Below are 22280 nucleotides of genomic sequence, written 5' to 3'. Positions count from 1 at the left end.
ACGGGGTGACGCTGAACGGTTTCCGCAGCGGATCCACACCGGGAAGTCACGGGGCGGCGCCCCCGTACGGGAACCCCACGCAGCGCCTCGGCCGACGAGGAGCCCCCGCACGAACGGCGTCCCGCGAGGGCAGCGGCCTACGGGCGTCCCCGGAAGCGGCGACGGTCCCGGGACGGGGCCTGGGAGTCCGCCAGGGGCAGCACCGCGTTGTCGCGCCCCGCGACCACCGGCTTGGGCGCCTGCGCCGCCTTCGCGCGGTACTGCGCGGCGTCGGCGAGACGGAACAGCCGACGCGCCGAGCGCAGCACCCCGATGGGGTCACCGGTGGACGCGACCCCGCAGGCGACGCCGTCGCCTAGTTCGAGTTCCTCCGCCCTGCGGCACAACTCGCCCGCGACCTCCACCACGTCGTCCGCGGACGGGCCGACGGCCAGCAGGCAGAACTCGTCACCTCCCAGGCGTGCCGCGAGCGTGCCGGGCAGCATCGCCCCGCACAGGGACAGCACCGAGCCGAACCGCTCCAGCAGCCGGTCGCCGACCGCGTGGCCGAGGGTGTCGTTGACCTGCTTGAGTCCGTTGAGGTCGCAGACGACGAGGCTGACGACGACCCCTTCGGAGCGGTACCGCTCGATCGCGGCGTCGAGGCCCATGTCGACCGCGCGGCGGTTCGCCAGACCTGTCAGCGGATCGGTGAAGGCGAGCCGGCGCACCTCCTCCAGGCGCTCGGTCTGGACCACCCCGGCAGCGACGACCGACGCCAGGACGGTGGCGAAGTCGGCGTCCGCACGGTCGAACACCGGCGCGCCGAGCGGCCGGGCGACGTACAGCTCCCCCCAGGCCCGTCCGTGGAGGACGATCGGCGCGACGACGCAGCAGCCCCGCCCGCGCCGGCGCAGCGCGTCGGCCCTCTGGTGGGAGTAGCCCTGCCGTTCCCGGCCGGCCCGGGCCGGTCCGTCCGCGGTCTCGACCCAGGCGTCCGGCTCGCCGCCGCCCGCCCAGCGTTCGTGCAGGAACTCGGTGATCTCCGGGAACCGGTGCACGGGATACGTCTCGTCCTCGGGGAACTCCTCCTCGCCCGCGGCACGTTCGCCGACGTTGACGAGGACGCGCAGCCGGCCGAGGTCCCGCTCCCAGACCGAGAGCGCGGCGAAACTGCCGCCCAGCGCCTCGCAGGCGCGCAGCGCGGCGATCCGCCAGGACTCGCGCGGATTCTGAGCCGCGGCCATCGACTGCGCCAGTGTCACCACGGCCCGCAGCCGCACGTCCTCACCCATCGCACTCACCCATCGCTCCAGCTTAGGGCGATTTGCCAGGGTTCGATCACTCAGAGCTGCCGGAAGGTCACTCGCCGGGCCACTGGGGCTTCCGCTTCTCGTTGAAGGCGGCGACGCCTTCCGCCCGGTCACCGGAGAAGGCGACGGACCGCCACGCGGCGTCCTCGACCTCCAGCCCGGCGCGCAGGTCGAGGCCGTGCCCGAGCCGCAGTGCGCGCTTGGCGGCCCGCAGACCGACGGGCGAGTTCGCGGCCATCCGGGCTGCGAGCGCCAGTGCCTCGGTGCGGTCCTCGCCCTCCGCGACCAGCTGGTCGACCAGACCCAGCTCGTGTGCCTCGGCCGCCTCCAGCCGCCGCGCGGTGAAGATCAGCTCGGCGGCACGCGCCGCACCGACGCGCCGCGGGAGGAGCTGCGTACCGCCGCCGCCGGGGATGACGCCCACGGAGACCTCGGGCAGCCCGACGACGGCCGTCCGGTCGGCGACGATCACGTCGCAGGAGAGGGCCAGTTCGAAGCCGCCGCCGAGCGCGAAGCCGTGCACGGCCGCGATGGTGGGCATCGGCAGTTCCAGGACCCCGGTGTACGCGGCCCGCGCGGTCGGCCGCTGGCGCACCAGCTCGGCGTCGCTGAAGGAGTTGCGCTCCTTGAGGTCGGCGCCGACGCAGAAGGCCCGCTCGTGGCTGGACGTCACGACCGTGACCCGGGCGTCCCGGTCCGCGGCCAGCGCGTCGCAGGCGGCGGCGATGGACCGGGCCATCTCCGTGGACACGGCGTTCATGGCTTTGGGCCGGTCGAGCACCAGCTCGGCGACGTACCCGCCGTCCCCGTGCCTCCGTACGGCGACGAACTCCCCGAACCGCTCCTCGGTCACAAGCGACACAGGCCCTCCCGGACAGACGTTAACGATGGTTCACCGGGAATCCTAGGGGGTGTCCGGCGGGTCAGGGCCGGAAAGCCCCGGTCGTCCGGTGCCGTGGACGGCAAGGCGGAGGATGAGTGTCCCCCACCGAAGGCAGGGGGAGGGGGACGGTCCAGGCGGAGCATCGGCGACCGACGACAACGCCGCACGCCGCGGTGCCGGGCCGTGCCGGGTCGGGCCGTGCCTGGTCGGGCCGTGCCGGCGGTTCAGGCGGCGACCCCGCCGTGATCCGCCGGACACCCCCTGGCTAGGTGGCCCGCCTGCCGAGCTGCCAGGGCTCGACGATGCCCAGTCCGCGGACCGGCCGCTGCCACATCGGCTGGAGGCCGAAGCGGTACGCAGGCGGTTCCTCGCCCTCCTTCTCCGCGGCGGCGGCCTCCTCCGCGGCCTCGGTCTCGGAGGTGGGGGCCACACCGGTGCGGATCAGGTCCTGGGCGAAGGCGCCGTCGACGAGCGCGGCGTTCCGGGGCGCTATCGAGGTGAGCCTGCTGGCCAGGTTCACCGTCGTGCCGAACACATCGCCCATCCGGGTCGTGACGGTGCCGAACGACATGCCCACCCGCAGCGCGGGCATGGTCTGGTCGACCGACACGGTCTCGATGAGCCGCAGCGCGATCTCCGCCGCGGTGCCGGCGTCGTCCGCGACGAAGAGCACCTCGTCGCCGAGGGTCTTGATGAGGCGCCCGCCGTGCGCGGCGACCAGATCCGCCGCCGTGGTCTCGAAGGACTCGACGAGTTCGCCGAGTTCCTCCTCCTCAAGGCGCCGGGTCAGCCGGGTGAAGCCGACGAGGTCGGCGAAGCCGACGGCGAGCCGGCGGTCCACCATCTCCTCGTCGTCCCCGGCCTGGACGACCCGGCCGGTGGCGGCGGCGAGCTGCCGCCGCCACACGTACACCAGGAACTCCTCCAGCTCCGGGAGCAGCAGCTCGACGAGCGGATAGGTGACTTCGGTACGGGTCATCCCGGGCTCGGGCGGCTCGGTCAGGCCCTCCAGGAAGGAGTCGATCTGCCATTCGGCGAGCCGCGCGGTGGTCTGCCCGGTGGACCGGGCGACCTGCACCGCCATCGGTTCGCTGAGCAGTCCGGCCTCCACCAGACCGGCGAGCCGACGCAGCGCCAGCACATCGGCCTCGGTCAGGGCCTTGGCCTGGCCGATGTCCGCGAAGCCCATCGCGCGCCAGAAGCGGGAGGCCAGTTCCATGGACACGCCCGCGGTACGAGCCGCCTGGAAGGGGGTGTAACGGCGGTCCGCCCCCAGGATCAGCTGTTCGAGCCGGATGGCGAGGGGGTCCTTGGTGGGCTCCGCCGTGTGGTCCACGACGTGGTGCGGAGTGGGGTAAGGGGAATCCTGCGCATCCTCACCCGAGGTGCTGCCGTCGACGGTCACCTACCGCCTCCTGCCCATTCCCGCGCAACGCCGATCGATCGCCTCAACCATACGGCAGGTGTGCCGTAGCTCACGTCCGTAGCGGGATCCGAATCCCGTGCCTCAGCGACCGCCGGGGTCCGCGGGGCGCAGGTGCACGATGTCACCGGCCGAGATCTCGTGCCGTGAGCCGTCTGCGGCGGCGAGGACCAGCCGTCCGTCGGTGTCGACGGCGACGGCCTCGCCGGTGAGCGACCCGCCGCCCGGCAGTTCGGCCCGTACGGTCCGGCCGAGCGTGGAGCAGCCCGCGGCGTACGTCTCCAGGAGTCCGCTGGCGACGACGTCGCCGCCCGCGGTGCGCCAGGCGCCGTACCACTGCTCGAAGGACCGCAGCACGGACCGCAGCAGCGGGTCCCGGTCCGCGGCCGGGGCGCCCGCGAGGGCGAGCGACCCAGCGACGGGTACGGGCAGTTCGTCCGCGCGCAGCGAGACATTGAGGCCGATGCCGACGACCACCGCGTCGTCGCCGGTCCGCTCGGCGAGGATGCCGCCTGCCTTGCGTTCCTCCCCGCCGACGGTGACGAGCAGGTCGTTGGGCCACTTGAGGGCGGTGTCGACGCCGGCCGTGCGGGAGACGGCGGTGGCGACGGCCACTCCGGCGAGCAGGGTCAGCCAGCCCCACCGGGCGACCGGCACGTCCGTCCCGGGCCGGAGGAGCATGGAGAAGAACAGTCCGGACCGGGCGGGCGCGGTCCACTGCCGGTCGAGCCTGCCACGTCCCGCGGTCTGCTCCTCGGCGACCAGCACCGCGCCCTCCGGGAGGGTCGCGGCGCGGCCGGCCAGGTCCGTATTGGTGGAACCGGTCTCGGCGACGACGTCGAGGGAGGTCCACAGGCCGTCCGGCCGCACCAGGGCTCGGCGCAGCGCGAAGGCGTTCAGCGGCGGCCGTTCGAGGTCGGACCAGGGACTGCCGGGGGCGTTCGGAGGCGTCATGCAAGCCAGGTTAGGTGTGGCAAACGCCGCACTGCCGATCCGTATCCGCGCCGATACCCTACGAGTCAGTAGCCAGCCGAACCGTGACCAGGCAGGGAGCCGCATCCCTATGGCCGAGCCAGACGCCATGGAAAACGACATCCACACGACCGCGGGAAAGATCGCGGATCTGCAGCGCCGAATCGACGAGGCCACCCATGCGGGCTCCCAGCGTGCGGTGGAGAAGCAGCATGCGAAGGGCAAGCTGACGGCTCGTGAGCGGATCGCCCTGCTCCTCGACGAGGACTCCTTCGTCGAGCTGGACGAGCTCGCCCGACACCGGTCGACCGCCTTCGGCCTGGAGAAGAACCGGCCCTACGGCGACGGCGTCGTGACCGGCTACGGCACGGTCGACGGCCGCCCGGTCGCGGTGTTCTCCCAGGACTTCACCGTCTTCGGCGGCGCCCTGGGCGAGGTCTTCGGCCAGAAGATCGTGAAGGTGATGGACTTCGCGCTGAAGACCGGCTGCCCGGTCGTCGGCATCAACGACTCGGGCGGCGCCCGGATCCAGGAGGGCGTCATGGCCCTCGGCATGTACGGCGAGATCTTCCGCCGCAACACCCACGCGTCCGGCGTGATCCCGCAGATCTCGCTGATCGTCGGTCCGTGCGCGGGCGGCGCGGTGTACTCCCCCGCGATCACCGACTTCACGGTCATGGTCGACCAGACCTCGCACATGTTCATCACCGGTCCCGACGTCATCAAGACCGTCACTGGTGAGGACGTCGGCTTCGAGGAGCTGGGCGGTGCCCGGACCCACAACTCGACGTCGGGCGTGGCCCACCACATGGCGGGCGACGAGAAGGACGCCATCGAGTACGTGAAGTCTCTCCTCGCGTACCTCCCGTCGAACAACCTCTCCGAGCCGCCGGCCTTCCCGGAGGAGGCGGACCTGGGGCTTTCCGACGAGGACAGCGAGCTGGACACGATCATCCCGGACTCGGCGAACCAGCCGTACGACATGCACACGGTGATCGAGCACGTGCTGGACGACGGCGAGTTCCTGGAGACGCAGTCGCTGTTCGCCCCGAACATCCTCACCGGTTTCGGCCGGGTCGAGGGCTACCCGGTCGGTGTAGTCGCCAACCAGCCGATGCAGTTCGCCGGCTGTCTCGACATCAACGCCTCGGAGAAGGCGGCGCGGTTCGTCCGGACGTGCGACGCGTTCAACATCCCGGTGCTGACGTTCGTCGACGTCCCAGGCTTCCTGCCCGGCATCGACCAGGAGTACAACGGCATCATCCGCCGCGGCGCCAAGCTGATCTACGCCTACGCCGAGGCGACCGTCCCGCTGATCACGGTCATCACCCGCAAGGCGTTCGGCGGCGCGTACGACGTCATGGGGTCGAAGCACCTGGGCGCCGACCTGAACCTGGCGTGGCCGACCTCGCAGATCGCGGTGATGGGTGCGCAGGGAGCGGTCAACATCCTGCACCGCCGCACCATTGCGGCGGCGGACGACGTCGAGGCGACCCGTGCCCAGCTGATCCAGGAGTACGAGGACACCCTGCTGAACCCGTACACGGCGGCCGAGCGCGGCTACATCGACGCGGTGATCATGCCGTCCGAGACACGGGCGCAGATCGTCAAGGGTCTGCGTGCACTGCGCACGAAGCGGGAAAGCCTGCCTCCGAAGAAGCACGGCAACATCCCGCTGTAGTCCCCCGCAGTCCCCTGAAGTTCCCCCTGCAGTCGCCCTTGCAGTTCGCCCTGCAGTTCACCCTGTAGTTCCGCCGCTGGGAGTCGTGATGATCAAGGTTGTCCGGGGCAACCCGACACCGGAGGAGCTTGCCGCCGCCCTGGCGGTCGTCCGGGCGCGCGCCGCGGCGACGGCTTCGCTGTCGTCCGGCGCGCCGCAGCCGCCCGAGGACTGGGCGGATCCCAGCCGGATCGCCCGCCGTCCGGTGCCGCGGCCCGGGCCGCGGGCGTGGGCGCGGACGTTCTGGCCCGCGTAGCACCGCGCGCCACCGCGACCGGCCCGGTGCCGTGGCCGGGGAAGTGCCCTCAGGGGCGGCAGGAACCCCGTTCCCGCCGCCCCTGCGGCATGCTCCGTCAACGCGCCCGCCGAGACGTCCCCCACGGGGGTTTCTGGTCCGTTCGAGCCGGTCGGACTGAGTACGCGTACTCAGGCGCCGGCGGCAGGTCTCACCGCAGTATCGGAAGCATGCTGTGGTCCGACCCCGAGAACGAGCCCCCCGAGGAGCTGCGCGACGCTCAGACGATGATGCGCCGGGCGGGTCTGATCCTGGCGCTCGCCATGTTCGTGGTGATGCTCGTCGTCGGAATGCGCTGACCACGGCCGCCTGCCGCGCCCTACGATGGCCCGCATGACCACTGAGCGCCGCCGTCTCGTCCTCGCGTCCGCCTCCCCCGCCCGCCTCAACCTGCTCCGCAGCGCCGGACTGGCTCCCGAGGCGATCGTCAGCGGGGTCGACGAGGAAGCGGTCTCCGCGCCCGCGCCCGCCGAACTCGCCCTAGCGCTCGCCGAGGCGAAGGCGTCCGTCGTGGCCGCCCGGCCGGACGTGCACGGCGCCCTGGTGATCGGCTGCGACTCCGTCCTCGACCTGGACGGCCAGGCGCTCGGCAAGCCCGCGGACGCGGAGGAGGCCACAGCACGCTGGAAGGCGATGCGCGGCCGTGCGGGCACCCTCCAGACGGGCCACTGCGTCTACGACACGATCAGCGGCCGCTACGCCTCGGGGGTCGCCTCCACGGTCGTCTTCTTCGGCGAGCCGACCGACGAGGAGATCGCCGCGTACGTCGCCTCCGGCGAACCGCTCGACGTGGCGGGCGCCTTCACCCTGGACGGCCGCTCGGCTCCGTTCGTGGACGGGATCGAGGGCGACCACGGCAATGTGATCGGTCTGTCCCTGCCGCTGCTGCGGAAGCTGCTCGGCGAACTGGGGGTCCGGATCACCGATCTGTGGGTGTGAGGGGTTCGAGCAGGGGCGCGCGCCCGGGCCGGGACGTGACCGAGACCGGGACGTGATCAAGGCCGGGGACGTGACCGATGGCCGGAACACCCGAGTCGGCCCGAACGCAGGTCCGGGCCCGACCGCTGGGCCCGACCGGAACGCAGGTCGGGGCACGACCGCAGAGCCTGGTCCTGACCACGAGCCCGACCCGCTGAGCCCGACCGCTGGGCCCGACCAGGGCACACAGGACGGATCACGCAGGACGGCGGGGCACGCAGGACACCCCGGACGCAGGGTCTCGGTTGCGAGCGGGGGGCCGCGGGAGCCCGCCGCTTCCGGCCCGGGACCCGGCGGGTCAGGCGGCTGCCGGGGCCCGGTCCGCGGGCTCGGCGGTGTCCCGCGGCCCGTAGGAGAGCAGCGTCATGACGAGCAGCGCCAGCACCGCCATCATGAAGACGAACGCGGTCCAGCCGACCGGCCCGACCGTCAGCGCGCCGAGCACCCCGTGCACGATCGCGCAGCTGATCAGCAGCACCCGGCCGAACCGGCCAGGCGCCCGGTCCCTCACGGAGACGAGCAGCAGCAGGACCGCACAGCCGGCCAGGAAGAGCCCGAAGACGGCCCCGAGCCCCCAGGTGGCCTTGGACATCACATCGGGGTCCGATCCGGCCATGGACATCGACTGGCTGTCCACCACCCGGCCCAGGATCCAGTGGACGAACGCGATACCGAGCGCCTCCAGGAGCAGCACGATCGCGGACACGGCAGCCACCACCCTGCGCGCCACGGCGCACACCTACCTTCGCCTGTCACCGCACGTACGTCCGACATCGCGGAGGCTACTGCCGGGTAAACAGCTGGACAAGGGGTCCGGCACGACCGGATCCGGCACGCGCCGACATTCGCCCATTCGTAGGGACTCCACAAAGAAACACCGGACGCCGCTGGCCGCCCGGACAGAGACCTTGACCACATGAGAGGACTAACCTGCGCAGGGGGAAGCCTGTCGTCCCTTGGGGCGACTAGGGGTTTCACGACGCGAGCGGGCCTCGAATAACACTCCGTGTGGGCAAGCTCACTATTGGGGACGGGTCGAAACGACGTGTCGGCTGTCCCTAAACTCAGCTTGTTTCAAGGAGGGAGCCATCGTGCGCAAGGTGCTCATCGCCAACCGAGGCGAAATCGCTGTCCGCGTCGCCCGTGCCTGCCGGGATGCCGGAATCGCGAGCGTAGCCGTCTACGCCGATCCGGACCGGGACGCGCTGCACGTCCGCGCCGCCGACGAGGCGTTCGCCCTGGGCGGTGACACCCCGGCAGCCAGTTATCTCGACATCTCCAAGGTGCTCCAGGCCGCGGCCGACTCGGGCGCCGACGCCATCCACCCGGGCTACGGCTTCCTCTCTGAGAACGCCGACTTCGCGCAGGCGGTCATCGACGCCGGCCTGACCTGGATCGGCCCGCCGCCGCAGGCGATCCGCGACCTGGGCGACAAGGTGGCGGCCCGTCACATCGCCCAGCGCGCCGGTGCGCCGCTCGTCGCCGGCACCCCGGACCCGGTCTCCGGTGCCGACGAGGTCGTCACGTTCGCCCAGGAGCACGGTCTGCCCATCGCCATCAAGGCGGCGTTCGGCGGCGGCGGCCGCGGCCTCAAGGTCGCCCGCACCCTCGAAGAGGTCCCCGAGCTGTACGAGTCCGCGGTCCGCGAGGCCGTCGCCGCCTTCGGCCGCGGCGAGTGCTTCGTCGAGCGCTACCTCGACAAGCCGCGCCACGTCGAGACCCAGTGCCTCGCCGACAAGCACGGCAACGTCGTGGTGGTCTCCACCCGTGACTGCTCCCTCCAGCGCCGCCACCAGAAGCTGGTGGAGGAAGCCCCGGCGCCCTTCCTCAGCGAGGCCCAGAACGCCGAGCTGTACAGCGCCTCCAAGGCCATCCTCAAGGAGGCCGGCTATGTCGGCGCGGGCACCGTCGAGTTCCTCGTCGGCAACGACGGCACGATCTCCTTCCTGGAGGTCAACACCCGCCTCCAGGTCGAGCACCCGGTGACCGAGGAGGTCACCGGCATCGACCTGGTCCGTGAGATGTTCCGCATCGCCGACGGCGAGGAGCTCGGCTACGACGACCCGGCGGTCCGCGGCCACTCCTTCGAGTTCCGCATCAACGGCGAGGACCCGGGCCGCAACTTCCTGCCTGCCCCCGGCACGGTCACCACGTTCGCGCCGCCGTCCGGCCCCGGTGTCCGGCTGGACGCAGGCGTCGAGTCCGGCTCGGTCATCGGCCCCGCCTGGGACTCCCTGCTCGCCAAGCTGATCGTCACCGGCGCCACCCGTGAGCAGGCCCTCCAGCGGGCCGCCCGCGCGCTGGAGGAGTTCAAGGTGGAGGGCATGGCCACGGCCATCCCGTTCCACCGCGCGGTCGTCACGGACCCGGCGTTCGCCCCCACCGACGGCACCCCGTTCAAGGTCCACACCCGCTGGATCGAGACCGAGTTCGTCAACGAGATCCCGGTCTTCACCGCCCCCGCCGAGGCCGAGGCCGAGGAGGAGCCGGGCCGGGAGACCGTCGTCGTCGAGGTCGGCGGCAAGCGCCTGGAGGTCTCGCTGCCGTCCTCGCTCGGCATGACCCTGGCCCGTACCGGACTGGCCGCGGGCGCCAAGCCGAAGCGCCGCGCCGCCAAGAAGTCCACCGCGGCCGCCTCCGGTGACTCCCTCACCTCCCCGATGCAGGGCACGATCGTCAAGGTCGCGGTCGAGGAGGGCCAGGAGGTCCAGGAAGGCGACCTGGTCGTCGTCCTGGAGGCCATGAAGATGGAGCAGCCGCTCAACGCGCACCGCGCCGGCACCATCAAGGGCCTCACCGCCGAGGTCGGCGCGGCGGTCACCTCCGGCGCGCTGATCTGCGAGATCAAGGACTGATCCGGCGCCTCGTACGCCCCGAAGGCCTCGTCCCGTTCCGGGCGGGGCCTTCGCGCGTCCCCACAGCCATGCACCGGTGCCCGCGGTGACCCGGCCGCCCGGTCTTCCCGTCGAAGCCGGCCACGTCGCCTGCCCCGCGGACCGGGACCGCCCGCCTTCGCCGAGCACGGCGGGCGGGACGCCCGGCCGACGGTGCGTACGCGTCGGCGGGCGCGCACAGTACGAGCCGGGGCGTCGGTCTCACCGTGGAGCGGCGTCAGCGTCTCCGCAGATCCGCGACCCGGGCCGCCTGGGCGGCGTCGCCCAGGCCGGAGGCGCTGCGCAGGCCCGTACCGGGAACGTGGCCCCTGCGCTGGCCCGGCAGCGGCGGTACGTCCCTTCGGGCCCGGCGGCCCCCGGTGGCGTCCTCCGAGGCCGCACCACCGCCGGCCACGGCGATCTGCACTCCCTGGTCCGCGAGGGCCTGGAGCTCGGTCAGCGCCCGCTCGTCGTGGGCCGGCGGCTCGTCCGTCACCAGTCGGGTGATCACATCGGTGGGCACGGTCTGGAACATCGTGTCGGTACCGAGCTTGGTGTGGTCGGCGAGCACCACGACCTCCGCCGCCGCCTGCACCAGCGCCCGGTCGACGCTCGCGGAGAGCATGTTGGACGTGGAGAGCCCGCGCTCGGCCGTGAGCCCGCTCCCGGAGAGGAACGCGCGGGTCACCCGCAGCCCCTGGAGGGACTGCTCGGCACCGCTGCCCACCAGGGCGTAGTTGGAGCCGCGCAGGGTGCCGCCGGTCATGACGACCTCGACCCGGTTGGCGTGGGCGAGCGCCTGGGCCACCAGCAGGGAATTGGTGACCACGGTGAGGCCGGGCACCCGGGCGAGCCGACGTGCCAGCTCCTGTGTGGTCGTGCCCGCGCCGACCACGATGGCCTCGCCCTCTTCGACGAGTCCCGCGGCGAGGTCGGCGATGGCCGTCTTCTCCGCGGTCGCGAGATGGGACTTCTGCGGAAAGCCGGACTCCCGCGTGAACCCGCCCGGCAGTACCGCACCGCCGTGCCGACGGTCGAGGAGTCCTTCTGCCTCCAGCGCCCGCACGTCCCGCCGTACGGTCACTTCGGAGGTCTGGACGACGCGGGCGAGCTCACGGAGCGAGACGGCTCCGTTCGCGCGCACCATTTCGAGGATCAATTGGCGACGTTCTGCAGCGAACACGAAACTGACAGTAACCTGACCGGCCGACAGTTTTCAGCACAATGCGCCGAATTGAAGAAGTTCTCCCCAGAGGGGACTGCCCGGTGGTATGGACGGCCGGAAGGGGTGTTCCACAGGTCCTCCGGCCCCGCGCCGGGGCCGGGACTCCGGACCGTCCGGGAGGGTCACGGACGGCCCGGGGCGGTCGCAGGCGGCAGGGGAGGTCGTTGCGGACGGCACGGGAGGTCACAGACAGCCCGGGACGGTCACGGGCGGCCTGGGACGTTCCGGGCGGTCCGGGGGACGGTCGCGGACGGTCCCCCGGGTGCACGTCTCCGTGCCGGGTCAGGCCTCGCCGGCCTTCTTCCGGGTGTGCAGCTGCCGCGCGACCTCCGCGATCGAACCCGAGAGCGACGGGTACACGGTGAACGCGTTCGCGATCTGTTCGACCGTCAGGTTGTTGTCCACGGCGATCGAGATGGGGTGGATCAGCTCGCTCGCGCGCGGGGCCACGACCACACCGCCGACCACGATGCCCGTGCCCGGGCGGCAGAAGATCTTCACGAAGCCGTCGCGGATGCCCTGCATCTTGGCGCGCGGGTTGCGCAGCAGGGGCAGCTTGACGGCCCGGGCCTCGATCTTGCCGGCGTCGATGTCCGCCTGCGAGTAGCCGACGGTGGCGATCTCCGGGTCGGTGAAGACGTTCGCGGAGACCGACTTGAGGTTCAGCGGGGCCACCGCGTCGCCGAGGAAGTGGTACATGGCGATACGGCCCTGCATGGCGGCGACGGAGGCGAGCGCGAAGACACCCGTGACGTCGCCGGCCGCGTACACGCCGGGGGCGGACGTACGGGACACCTTGTCGGTCCAGATGTGCCCGGAGTCCTTCAGCCGGACGCCGGCCTCCTCCAGCCCCATGTCAGCCGTGTTCGGGACGGCGCCGACCGCCATCAGGCAGTGCGTGCCGGAGATGACCCGGCCGTCGGAGAGGGTGACCTCCACGCGGTCGCCGACCCGCTTGGCGGACTCGGCGCGGGACCGGGCCATGACGTTCATGCCCCGGCGGCGGAACACGTCCTCCAGCACCGCGGCGGCGTCGGGGTCCTCGCCGGGCAGCACCCGGTCGCGGCTGGAGACGAGGGTCACCCGGGAGCCGAGCGCCTGGTAGGCACCCGCGAACTCGGCACCGGTGACACCGGAACCGACGACGATCAGTTCCTCGGGCAGCTCGTCCAGGTCATAGACCTGCGTCCAGTTCAGGATGCGCTCGCCGTCGGGCAGCGCGTCCGGGATCTCCCGCGGGTGGCCGCCGGTGGCGATGAGCACGGCGTCGGCGGTGAGCCGCTCCTGGGTGCCGTCGACGGCGGTGACGACGACCGTGCGGGAGCCGTCCGCGGCCTGCCGGCCCTCCAGGCTGCCCCGGCCGCGGACCACGCGCCCGCCGGCCCGGGTGACGGCCGCGGTGATGTCGTGGGACTGGGCGAGGGCGAGCCGCTTCACGCGTCGGTTGACCTTGCCGAGGTCCACGCCGTGCACCCGCGCGGACTGCGCGATCGGCGGGGTGTCGTCCGCGACGATGATGCCGAGCTCCTCGTAGGAGGAGTCGAAGTTCGTCATCACCTCGGCCGTCGCGATGAGGGTCTTGGAGGGCACGCAGTCGGTGAGGACGGAAGCGCCGCCCAGTCCGTCGCGGTCCACGACGGTCACCTCTGCCCCCAGCTGGGCGGCCACAAGGGCCGCCTCGTATCCGCCGGGTCCACCACCGATGATCACGATCCGGGTCACGGAAAGTCCGCCTCGCGTTGGTCCGGGATGCCCCGGTGCCTGCAGTACGTACTTCATTGTCCCGCACCCATCAACATGGTTCGCCCCGGGGGCGGGCGCCGCGGAAACCGTCGAGGCGCGAGGCGACCGGTGGGCCGACGGGCGGAGAGAGGGAGAACAGTTCGCGCCACTCCCGTACCCTCGACAGCATGTCGCTCTACGCCGCGTACGCCGGCAACCTCGACGCGCGGCTGATGTCCCGCCGCGCACCGCATTCCCCGCTGCGCGGCACCGGCTGGCTGAACGGCTGGCGGCTGACCTTCGGCGGGGAGCAGCTCGGCTGGGAGGGCGCCCTCGCCACCATCGTGGAGGCGCCGCGCTCGCAGGTCTTCGTCGCGCTGTACGACATCGCACCGATGGACGAGGACTCGATGGACCGCTGGGAGGGTGTCGGCCTCGACATCTACCGGCGTATGCGTGTCCGAGTTCACACCCTCGACGGCGAGGAGCCGGCGTGGGTTTACGTGCTCAACGGCTACGAGGGCGGCCTCCCCTCCGCCCGCTACCTCGGCGAGATCGCCGACGCCGCCGAATCCGCAGGAGCGCCGCACGACTACGTGATGGAGCTCCGCAAGCGCCCCTGCTAGCAGTCGTGCGCGGCCGGGGCGCCGCGCGCGCCTTTCTCGTGGGAAACGACAAAGCAACGATCCGAAGACCGTGAGCCTGGTCATCTACGCGCGTAGGCACTCAGCGGTTACCCTCGTCGGGTGAACGCTTCTGTTACCCCGGACCACATCCAGGACGACCCCCACGCCGCCGCCGGCGCCGCCGCTGCGCGGCTGCGCGAGCTGACGGGCGCCGAGACCCACGACGTCGCCCTCGTGATGGGCTCCGGCTGGGCGCCGGCCGTCGACGCGCTGGGCACCCCCGAGGCCGAGTTCCCGGTCACCGAGCTGCCGGGCTTCCCGCCGCCGGCCGTGGAGGGCCACGGCGGACGCATCCGCTCGTACCGCATCGGCGACAAGCGTGCGCTGGTGTTCCTGGGCCGCACCCACTACTACGAGGGCCGTGGCGTGGCCGCCGTCGCACACGGCGTGCGCACCGCGGTCGCCGCCGGCTGCAAGACCGTCGTCCTCACCAACGGCTGCGGCGGACTGCGCGAGGGCATGCGCCCCGGTCAGCCCGTGCTGATCAGCGACCACATCAACCTCACCGCCGCCTCCCCGATCATCGGCGCCAACTTCGTCGACCTGACCGACCTGTACTCGCCGCGCCTGCGCGCGCTGTGCAAGGAGGTCGACGAGACGCTGGAGGAGGGCGTGTACGTCCAGTTCCCCGGCCCGCACTACGAGACGCCCGCCGAGATCAACATGGTGCGCGTCATCGGGGGCGACCTGGTCGGCATGTCCACCGTGCTGGAGGCCATCGCGGCCCGCGAAGCCGGCGCCGAGGTGCTGGGCATCTCCCTGGTCACCAACCTCGCCGCGGGCCTGAGCGGTGAGCCGCTCAACCACGAGGAGGTCCTCCAGGCCGGCCGCGACTCGGCCGCCCGGATGGGCTCCCTGCTGGCGCGCGTCCTCGACCGCATCTGATCCGCCACCCGATGATGGGGCGTCATGACGGACGGCGTGGACGGAATCGGCGCACGGCCGCCGGTGACGTCCGCGGATCCGTCCCGGCCGGCGCCGGAAGCTGACACCGGGCCCGGAGAGGTCCCGGTGTCGTTCCCGTGCGCCGTCGCGGACGACCCTTGTGGCGTTCCGGACGCCCTTGTGTGGTTCCGGACGGCTGCTTGTGCCGTCCAGGACGCCCACTCCTGCCGTCCCGGAACGCCGTTTCGGCGGCCGCCGGGGCTCCCGACGGTCCGTCGCACGGCGGCCTCGGGTGCCGACGGGGCGCTCACCGCGGCTACGTGGTGGGCGCCGCCGCACGGTGGAGGCCGACGCACGGCGGACGCAGTCTCACGGTGGATGCCGCCGCGCAGCCTGGTCCGCGACGGTTCCGCAGTGGACCGGGGCGGCCGACCGCAGCACACGGCCGGAGGCGGCACCCGGCCGAGGCGGCACCCGGCCGACGGCGCAGCGCACGAGGACGTGCCGCAGCTGCGGATCCGGCGGCCGCCGCGCCGCCGCGCTCCGTGGACACACGCCGACCGCCCGGCGCCCGCCGGACGGACACCCTGGGCCCGGCAGCGGCCGGACGGCCCGGCCCGGCCCGTTCCACCGACACCCCAAGTCTCCCGATCTAGTCTCCCGATCCGAAGGGGCTGACAACACGTGACGCAGGACCTCATCGCGCGGGCCGAGCGCTGGCTCGCCGAGGACCCGGACGCCGAGACCCGCGACGAACTCCGCGGGCTGATCGAAGCCGGGGACGTCGACGAACTCGCCGCCCGGTTCAGCGGCACCCTGCAGTTCGGCACCGCGGGCCTGCGCGGTGAGCTGGGCGCGGGCCCGATGCGCATGAACCGGTCGGTGGTCATCCGCGCCGCCGCCGGACTCGCCGCGTACCTGCGGGCCAAGGGCCAGGAGGGCGGGCTCGTCGTCGTCGGCTACGACGCCCGCTACAAGTCGGCGGACTTCGCACGCGACACCGCCGCCGTGATGACCGGCGCCGGACTGCGCGCCGTCCTCCTGCCGCGCCCGCTGCCGACGCCCGTCCTCGCCTTCGCGATAAGGCACCTCGGAGCCGTCGCCGGTGTCGAGGTCACCGCCAGCCACAACCCGCCGCGCGACAACGGCTACAAGGTCTACCTGGGCGACGGCTCGCAGATCGTGCCGCCCGCCGACGCGGAGATCGCGGCCGAGATCGACGCGGTCGTCTCGCTCGACGACGTACCGCGTCCGGACTCCGGCTGGGACGTCCTCGGCGACGAGGTCCTGGAGGCGTACCTGGCGCGCACGGAGGCCGTGCTCCGGCCCGGGTCCCCGCGGACCGCGCGGGTCGTGTACACGGCCATGCACGGCGTCGGCAAGGACACGCTGGCCGCCGCCTTCGAGCGCGCGGGCTTCCCCGCCCCGGCGCTCGTCGCCGAGCAGGCCGAGCCCGACCCGGCGTTCCCGACCGTGGCGTTCCCGAACCCCGAGGAGCCCGGTGCCATGGACCTGGCGTTCGAGGCGGCCCGCGCGGTGGTTCCCGACATCGTGATCGCGAACGACCCGGACGCCGACCGCTGCGCGGTCGCCGTGCCGGACCCGTCCGTGCAGGGCGGCTGGCGGATGCTGCGCGGCGACGAGGTCGGCGCGCTGCTCGCCGCCCATCTGGTGGCGCGGGGGGCGACCGGTACGTTCGCCGAGTCGATCGTGTCGTCCTCGCTGCTCGGCCGGATCGCCGAGGCGGCCGGAGTGGGCTACGAGGAGACGCTGACCGGCTTCAAGTGGATCGCCCGCGTCGAGGACCTGCGCTACGGCTACGAGGAGGCCCTGGGCTACTGCGTCGACCCCGAGGGCGTGCGCGACAAGGACGGCATCACCGCCGCGCTGCTGGTCACCGAGCTGGCCTCGGAGCTCAAGGAGCAGGGCCGCACCCTGCTCGACATGCTCGACGACCTCGCGGTCCGGCACGGTCTGCACGCCACCGACCAGCTGTCCGTCCGGGTCCAGGACCTGGGTCTCATCGCCGACGCGATGCGCCGCCTCCGCGAGCAGCCGCCGGCCGCGCTCGCGGGCCTCACCGTCACGTCCGCCGAGGACCTGACGAAGGGCACGGACCGGCTGCCGCCGACCGACGGCCTGCGCTACTACCTCGAAGGCGCCTACAAGGCCCGGGTCATCGTGCGCCCCAGCGGCACCGAGCCCAAGCTGAAGTGCTACCTGGAGGTCGTGATCCCGGTCGCGGGCGCGGACGACCTCGCGCCGGCCCGCACCACGGCGTCCGAGATCCTCGTGGCCCTCAAGCGGGACCTCGCGGCGGCCGCAGGCATCTGAGCCCACAGCGACAACGCCCGCGGCGGCGGTACGGAACCTTCCGTACCGCCGCCGCGGGCGTTTCCCGTCCGGCTCGGTGTCCCCGCGCGCACCGCCTCCAGCCGGTCGCACGCCGGGAATGCCTCACCACACGCCAGGGGATGCCTCACGACGGGCCGGCGCGACGACGGTCCTGGACGTAACCGCCCGGCGACGCGCCCCACTGACCGCCCGTGGGCGACCGCCCGTCGGGCCCGCGCAGTGGCGGAACGGTGGGTTCCACACCGTACGACCGGGGCGAGCTCCTCCCGCTCCCCCGCGCCGCGTCAGCCCACGATCAGCAGCGCGGCCAGCAGCACCGCGCCCGCGGCGCTCGGCGCGAGGATCTCGTAGGACCAGCGGACGGACGGCTCGCCCTGGGCGGACTCGCGGCCGGAGTACAGCTCGATCATCTCGCGCAGGTCGGCGACCGTCTGGTCGGCCGGTGCCCTCATCTGCTCGCGGGTCCGCTCCTGCGGCCCCGGCAGCAGGCCGTGCGGGTCGTCGTGCGCCATCCGGGCACGCTGCCGGGCCGCCTTCTTGCGCTGCCGGAGCGACACGGGGATGGACCACAGCTGGTACTTCGTCCCGTCGTTCGTGAGCAGCTCGCTGGTGTACGAGGCACGGACGTCCGCGACCGCGGCCCACGGCACCGTGATGGTCCGGAACGGATTGCGGATGCGGATCCGGTCGGCGTTCACGAAGACGGCCGGCCGGATCGTGAACGCGACGACGAGCGGAATGGTGAGCAGCAGCCCGGCGAGGGCCAGCCACGGTGTGTCGCCGCGTCCGCGGATCAGTGCGTCCCCGCCGAGCCAGCAGATGAGGGCCAGCAGCATCACTCCTCCCGCGATGCCCGCGGGAGAACGGAAGACCTTGTCGGCGTAGGCGGGCTCGTCCTCGTGAGACGGCGAGGGGGTCGTCATGGGGCCGATTCTGCCTCACGCCACCAGATCGGCGTACATGATGATGTTGTCGGGGCGGTGGCCGTCCGTGACCTCGCCGCCGCAGGTGATGAGGCGCAGCTCGGGACGCTCGGTGTCGCCGTAGACCTTCGCGGTCGGGAAGTGCCGTCGAGGTCTGGCCGGCTGGCTGCGAGAACAACGTTATTGATCTTGTAGGACGGAGCTGTCCGTTCCATGCCACGGGCCCGTGACAGGCGGCATCGCCACCGGCCTGCGACAGGCGGCTCACGGCACGCGACAGGCGTCGGAGCCTGACCGGCGAGGCCTCCGGGCCGGCCCGCGGGCCCCGGGCTTCGAGGGCGGAACGAAGGAACTTCGAGGGCTGGATGAAGCGACGCGTACGGTCGGGAGCGGAGCAACGCGTACGGTCAGAGGCGGAGCAACACGTACGGCCAGGAACGGAGGAACGCGTACGACCGCGACCGGAGGGACTCACGCGGTCCGCAAGGTCCGGATGCCCGAGGTCCGGGCCGGGGGGCTTTACGGGAAGCTACGCGCGTAGATATGCTCATCTGGTGACCATGCCCACCATTGCACCTGCATTCGCTGACGTGACGGCGTCCGACAGCGCACTGCGCCGCTTCCTCCACGGGCTGCCCGGCGTCGACCCCGTCGGCCTGGAAGCACGCGCCGCGTCCCTCGGCACCCGCTCGATCAAGACCACGGCCAAGGCGTACGCCATCGACCTGGCCATCTCGATGATCGACCTGACGACGCTGGAAGGCGCGGACACCCCGGGCAAGGTCCGGGCGCTCGCCGCCAAGGCCGTCAACCCCGACCCGACCGACCGCACCACCCCGACGACCGCCGCCTTGTGCGTCTACCCGGACATGGTGGCCACCGCCAAGGCCGCCCTGAACGGGGCCGACGTCAAGGTCGCCTCGGTCGCCACGGCCTTCCCCGCCGGCCGCGCCGCGCTGGACGTCAAGCTCGCGGACACCCGCGACGCCGTCGCCGACGGGGCCGACGAGATCGACATGGTGATCGACCGCGGCGCCTTCCTGGCCGGCAAGTACCTGAAGGTGTTCGAGGAGATCCGCGCCGTGAAGGAGGCCTGCGTCCGCCCGGACGGCAGCGCCGCCCGGCTCAAGGTCATCTTCGAGACCGGCGAGCTGTCGACGTACGACAACATCCGCCGCGCCTCCTGGCTCGGCATGATCGCCGGCGCCGACTTCATCAAGACCTCGACCGGCAAGGTCGCCGTCAACGCCACCCCGGCGAACACCCTCCTGATGCTCGAAGCCGTCCGCGACTTCAAGGCGCAGACCGGGGTACAGATCGGAGTGAAGCCCGCCGGCGGCATTCGCACCAGCAAGGACGCAATCAAGTTCCTGGTGCTGGTCAACGAGACCGCGGGCGAGGACTGGCTCACCAACGAGTGGTTCCGCTTCGGCGCGTCCAGCCTGCTCAACGATCTGCTGATGCAGCGCCAGAAGCTGGCGACCGGCCGCTACTCCGGCCCCGACTACGTGACGGTGGACTGATCACGATGGCTTTTGAATACGCACCCGCTCCCGAGTCGCGGTCGGTCGTCGACATCGCGCCGAGCTACGGCCTCTTCATCGACGGCGAGTTCACCGACGCCGCCGACGGCAAGGTCTTCAAGACGATCTCCCCGTCCACCGAGGAAGTGCTCTCCGAGGTCGCCCAGGCCGGCGAGGCCGACGTCGACCGCGCGGTGAAGGCCGCCCGCAAGGCGTTCGAGAAGTGGTCGGCGCTGCCCGGCTCCGAGCGCGCCAAGTACCTCTTCCGCATTGCGCGGATCATCCAGGAGCGCAGCCGCGAGCTGGCGGTCCTGGAGACCCTCGACAACGGAAAGCCGATCAAGGAGACCCGCGACGCGGACCTCCCGCTGGTCGCCGCGCACTTCTTCTACTACGCGGGCTGGGCCGACAAGCTCGGCCACGCCGGCTACGGGCCGGACCCGCGCCCGCTGGGTGTCGCCGGCCAGGTCATCCCGTGGAACTTCCCGCTGCTGATGCTGGCGTGGAAGATCGCCCCGGCGCTGGCGACCGGCAACACGGTCGTGCTGAAGCCGGCCGAGACCACCCCGCTGAGCGCCCTGTTCTTCGCGGACATCTGCCGCCAGGCCGGGCTGCCCAAGGGCGTCGTGAACATCCTCCCGGGCTACGGCGACACGGGCGCCGCGCTCGTCGCCCACCCGGACGTGAACAAGGTCGCCTTCACCGGCTCCACCGCCGTCGGCAAGGCCATCGCCCGCCAGATCGCCGGCACGGACAAGAAGGTCACCCTGGAGCTGGGCGGCAAGGGCGCCAACATCGTCTTCGACGACGCCCCGATCGACCAGGCCGTCGAGGGCATCGTCGGCGGCATCTTCTTCAACCAGGGCCAGGTCTGCTGCGCTGGCTCCCGCCTCCTCGTACAGGAGTCGATCCACGACGAGCTGCTGGACTCGCTCAAGCGCCGGCTGTCCACGCTGCGCCTCGGCGATCCGCTGGACAAGAACACCGACATCGGCGCGATCAACTCCGCCGAGCAGCTGGCGCGGATCACCGCGCTCGCCGAGACCGGTGAGGCCGAGGGCGCCGAGCGCTGGTCCCCGGCCTGCGAGCTGCCGTCCTCCGGCTACTGGTTCGCACCGACCCTCTTCACGAACGTCACCCAGGCGCACACCGTCGCCCGTGACGAGATCTTCGGCCCGGTGCTGTCCGTGCTGACGTTCCGCACCCCGGACGAAGCCGTCGCCAAGGCCAACAACACCCAGTACGGCCTGTCCGCCGGCATCTGGACGGAGAAGGGCTCGCGCATCCTCGCGGTCGCGAACAAGCTCCGTGCGGGTGTGGTGTGGGCCAACACCTTCAACAAGTTCGACCCGACCTCGCCCTTCGGCGGATACAAGGAGTCGGGCTTCGGCCGCGAGGGCGGCCGCCACGGTCTGGAGGCCTACCTCGATGTCTGATGTTTCGCGCCTCAGTGTCTTCAAGACCTACAAGCTGTTCGTCGGGGGCAAGTTCCCCCGCAGCGAGAGCGGGCGGGTGTACGAGGTGACCGACTCCAAGGGCAACTGGCTGGCCAACGCGCCGCTGTCGTCCCGCAAGGACGCCCGTGACGCGGTCGTCGCGGCCCGCAAGGCCTTCGGCGCCTGGTCGGGCGCGACGGCGTACAACCGCGGCCAGGTCCTCTACCGCATCGCCGAGATGCTGGAGGGCCGGCGCGACCAGTTCGTCGCCGAGGTCGCCGCCGCCGAGGGGCTGTCGAAGTCCAAGGCCGCTGCCCCGGTCGACGCTGCAATCGACCGCTGGGTCTGGTACGCGGGCTGGACCGACAAGATCGGTCAGATCGTCGGCGGAGCGAACCCCGTCGCGGGCCCGTTCTTCAACCTCTCCACCCCGGAACCGACCGGTGTGGTGACGGTACTGGCCCCGCAGGAGTCGTCCTTCCTCGGCCTGGTGTCGGTGATCGCCCCGGTGATCGCCGGCGGCAACACCGCGGTCGTGATCGCCTCCGAGAAGGCTCCGCTGCCCGCGCTGTCGCTCGGTGAGGTGCTGGCCACGTCCGACCTTCCCGGCGGCGTCGTCAACGTCCTGTCCGGCCGTACGGCGGAGATCGCCGCGCCGCTCGCCGCGCACCAGGACGTCAACGCCATCGACCTGACCGGCGCCGACGCCGACCTGGCCCGCGAGCTGGAGGTCGCGGCCGCGGACAACCTCAAGCGCGTCCTCCGTCCCCAGGCCGTGGACTGGTCCGCCGCCCCCGGCACGCACCGTCTGACCGCGTTCCTGGAGACCAAGACCGTCTGGCACCCCACGGGCTCGCTGGGCGCCTCCGGCTCCTCGTACTGAGGACCTCCGGTCCCGCACGGAAGCCCCCGCCCGCACACTGGAACCCAGGACTGCGCGGCGGGGGCTTCGCCGTGTCCGGGTCCGTCCGGATCAGGTCCCGAATCGACGTCCCCGAATCGACGTCCCCGAATCCGTGCCCGGAATCGGCGTCCCGGAACCGGCGTCCCGATCAGGGTCCGGATCAGCCCAGCCGGGTCAGGGTCCGG

The 22280-nt window shown here is 72.1% G+C and carries 19 protein-coding genes and 1 pseudogene; 11 read left to right on the top strand and 9 right to left on the bottom strand.

All coding sequences use genetic code 11. The annotated features are described in order from the left end of the window. Positions 1-137 precede the first annotated feature (137 nt). The 4 genes from ACZ4Z5_RS22195 to ACZ4Z5_RS22180 form a co-directional block, all read right to left on the bottom strand. Positions 138-1274, bottom strand: a complete 1137-nt coding sequence (locus tag ACZ4Z5_RS22195; protein ID WP_468265397.1) for a GGDEF domain-containing protein — start codon at positions 1272-1274, stop codon at positions 138-140. 67 nt (positions 1275-1341) lie between these two features. Further along, the gene (locus tag ACZ4Z5_RS22190) at positions 1342-2145 is read right to left on the bottom strand and encodes an enoyl-CoA hydratase/isomerase family protein (RefSeq protein WP_468265395.1); all 804 of its coding nucleotides are present in this window, start codon (positions 2143-2145) and stop codon (positions 1342-1344) included. A 295-nt stretch (positions 2146-2440) separates the two neighbouring features. After that, positions 2441-3580 (bottom strand): adenylate/guanylate cyclase domain-containing protein, encoded by a 1140-nt coding sequence (locus ACZ4Z5_RS22185; protein WP_468265310.1) that lies wholly within the window; start codon positions 3578-3580, stop codon positions 2441-2443. Between the two features lie 102 nt (positions 3581-3682). Beyond that, complete coding sequence (locus ACZ4Z5_RS22180) at positions 3683-4552, bottom strand: biotin--[acetyl-CoA-carboxylase] ligase (protein WP_468265308.1); 870 nt, start codon at positions 4550-4552, stop codon at positions 3683-3685. Between the two features lie 109 nt (positions 4553-4661). On the opposite strand from ACZ4Z5_RS22180, the gene ACZ4Z5_RS22175 reads away from it, so the two are divergent. From ACZ4Z5_RS22175 to ACZ4Z5_RS22160, 4 genes are all read left to right on the top strand, one after another. Then, positions 4662-6251 (top strand): acyl-CoA carboxylase subunit beta, encoded by a 1590-nt coding sequence (locus ACZ4Z5_RS22175; RefSeq protein ID WP_468265306.1) that lies wholly within the window; start codon positions 4662-4664, stop codon positions 6249-6251. 88 nt (positions 6252-6339) lie between these two features. After that, on the top strand, positions 6340-6546 hold the full coding sequence (locus ACZ4Z5_RS22170; protein WP_468265304.1) for an acyl-CoA carboxylase epsilon subunit: 207 nt from the start codon (positions 6340-6342) through the stop codon (positions 6544-6546). Between the two features lie 209 nt (positions 6547-6755). Continuing rightward, positions 6756-6884, top strand: a complete 129-nt coding sequence (gene mmpB, locus ACZ4Z5_RS22165) for a morphogenic membrane protein MmpB (protein ID WP_468265302.1) — start codon at positions 6756-6758, stop codon at positions 6882-6884. 34 nt (positions 6885-6918) lie between these two features. Beyond that, positions 6919-7524 (top strand): Maf family protein, encoded by a 606-nt coding sequence (locus tag ACZ4Z5_RS22160; protein ID WP_468265300.1) that lies wholly within the window; start codon positions 6919-6921, stop codon positions 7522-7524. A 337-nt stretch (positions 7525-7861) separates the two neighbouring features. On the opposite strand, the gene ACZ4Z5_RS22155 is transcribed toward ACZ4Z5_RS22160, so the two are convergent. After that, entirely contained in the window at positions 7862-8293 is a 432-nt protein-coding gene (locus ACZ4Z5_RS22155) for a hypothetical protein (RefSeq protein WP_468265298.1), read from the bottom strand. Positions 8294-8654: 361 nt separating this feature from the next. On the opposite strand from ACZ4Z5_RS22155, the gene ACZ4Z5_RS22150 reads away from it, so the two are divergent. Then, positions 8655-10418, top strand: a complete 1764-nt coding sequence (locus tag ACZ4Z5_RS22150) for an acetyl/propionyl/methylcrotonyl-CoA carboxylase subunit alpha (protein ID WP_468265296.1) — start codon at positions 8655-8657, stop codon at positions 10416-10418. A gap of 256 nt (positions 10419-10674) precedes the next feature. On the opposite strand, the gene ACZ4Z5_RS22145 is transcribed toward ACZ4Z5_RS22150, so the two are convergent. Continuing rightward, positions 10675-11619, bottom strand: coding sequence for a DeoR/GlpR family DNA-binding transcription regulator (locus ACZ4Z5_RS22145; RefSeq protein WP_468265294.1), 945 nt, complete (start codon positions 11617-11619; stop codon positions 10675-10677). A 324-nt stretch (positions 11620-11943) separates the two neighbouring features. Then, complete coding sequence (locus ACZ4Z5_RS22140; protein ID WP_468265292.1) at positions 11944-13383, bottom strand: NAD(P)H-quinone dehydrogenase; 1440 nt, start codon at positions 13381-13383, stop codon at positions 11944-11946. A 188-nt stretch (positions 13384-13571) separates the two neighbouring features. Between ACZ4Z5_RS22140 and ACZ4Z5_RS22135 the strand changes: the two genes are divergently transcribed. The 3 genes from ACZ4Z5_RS22135 (at position 13572) to ACZ4Z5_RS22125 (ending at position 17288) form a co-directional block, all read left to right on the top strand. Continuing rightward, positions 13572-14009 (top strand): gamma-glutamylcyclotransferase family protein, encoded by a 438-nt coding sequence (locus ACZ4Z5_RS22135; protein WP_468265290.1) that lies wholly within the window; start codon positions 13572-13574, stop codon positions 14007-14009. Positions 14010-14129: 120 nt separating this feature from the next. Further along, positions 14130-14954, top strand: a complete 825-nt coding sequence (locus ACZ4Z5_RS22130) for a purine-nucleoside phosphorylase (RefSeq protein ID WP_468265288.1) — start codon at positions 14130-14132, stop codon at positions 14952-14954. 684 nt (positions 14955-15638) lie between these two features. Further along, entirely contained in the window at positions 15639-17288 is a 1650-nt protein-coding gene (locus ACZ4Z5_RS22125) for a phospho-sugar mutase (RefSeq protein WP_468265286.1), read from the top strand. A 305-nt stretch (positions 17289-17593) separates the two neighbouring features. Here ACZ4Z5_RS22125 and ACZ4Z5_RS22120 read toward each other — a convergent pair whose 3' ends face one another. Together ACZ4Z5_RS22120 and ACZ4Z5_RS22115 are read right to left on the bottom strand one after the other, a co-directional pair. Beyond that, entirely contained in the window at positions 17594-18232 is a 639-nt protein-coding gene (locus ACZ4Z5_RS22120) for a PH domain-containing protein (RefSeq protein WP_468265284.1), read from the bottom strand. Between the two features lie 15 nt (positions 18233-18247). Next, positions 18248-18373: pseudogene (locus ACZ4Z5_RS22115) on the bottom strand (class F sortase); the annotation flags it as partial. A gap of 419 nt (positions 18374-18792) precedes the next feature. Between ACZ4Z5_RS22115 and deoC the strand changes: the two are divergent. The 3 genes from deoC to ACZ4Z5_RS22100 are packed head-to-tail and all read left to right on the top strand — an operon-like array spanning position 18793 to position 22074. Further along, the gene (deoC, locus tag ACZ4Z5_RS22110) at positions 18793-19755 is read left to right on the top strand and encodes a deoxyribose-phosphate aldolase (protein WP_468265282.1); all 963 of its coding nucleotides are present in this window, start codon (positions 18793-18795) and stop codon (positions 19753-19755) included. Continuing rightward, positions 19755-21191, top strand: a complete 1437-nt coding sequence (locus ACZ4Z5_RS22105) for an aldehyde dehydrogenase family protein (RefSeq protein WP_468265393.1) — start codon at positions 19755-19757, stop codon at positions 21189-21191. The genes deoC and ACZ4Z5_RS22105 overlap by 1 nt, the downstream gene beginning before the upstream one ends. Further along, positions 21184-22074 carry an aldehyde dehydrogenase family protein gene (locus ACZ4Z5_RS22100; RefSeq protein ID WP_468265280.1) on the top strand — a complete coding sequence of 297 codons (891 nt, stop codon included), beginning with the start codon at positions 21184-21186 and terminating at the stop codon, positions 22072-22074. Before ACZ4Z5_RS22105 ends, ACZ4Z5_RS22100 begins: the two co-directional genes overlap by 8 nt. Positions 22075-22280: the final 206 nt, after the last annotated feature.

This window comes from Streptomyces sp. NPDC030222 (assembly GCF_055573115.1).
This window is presented reverse-complemented; position numbering and strand designations above follow the sequence as displayed.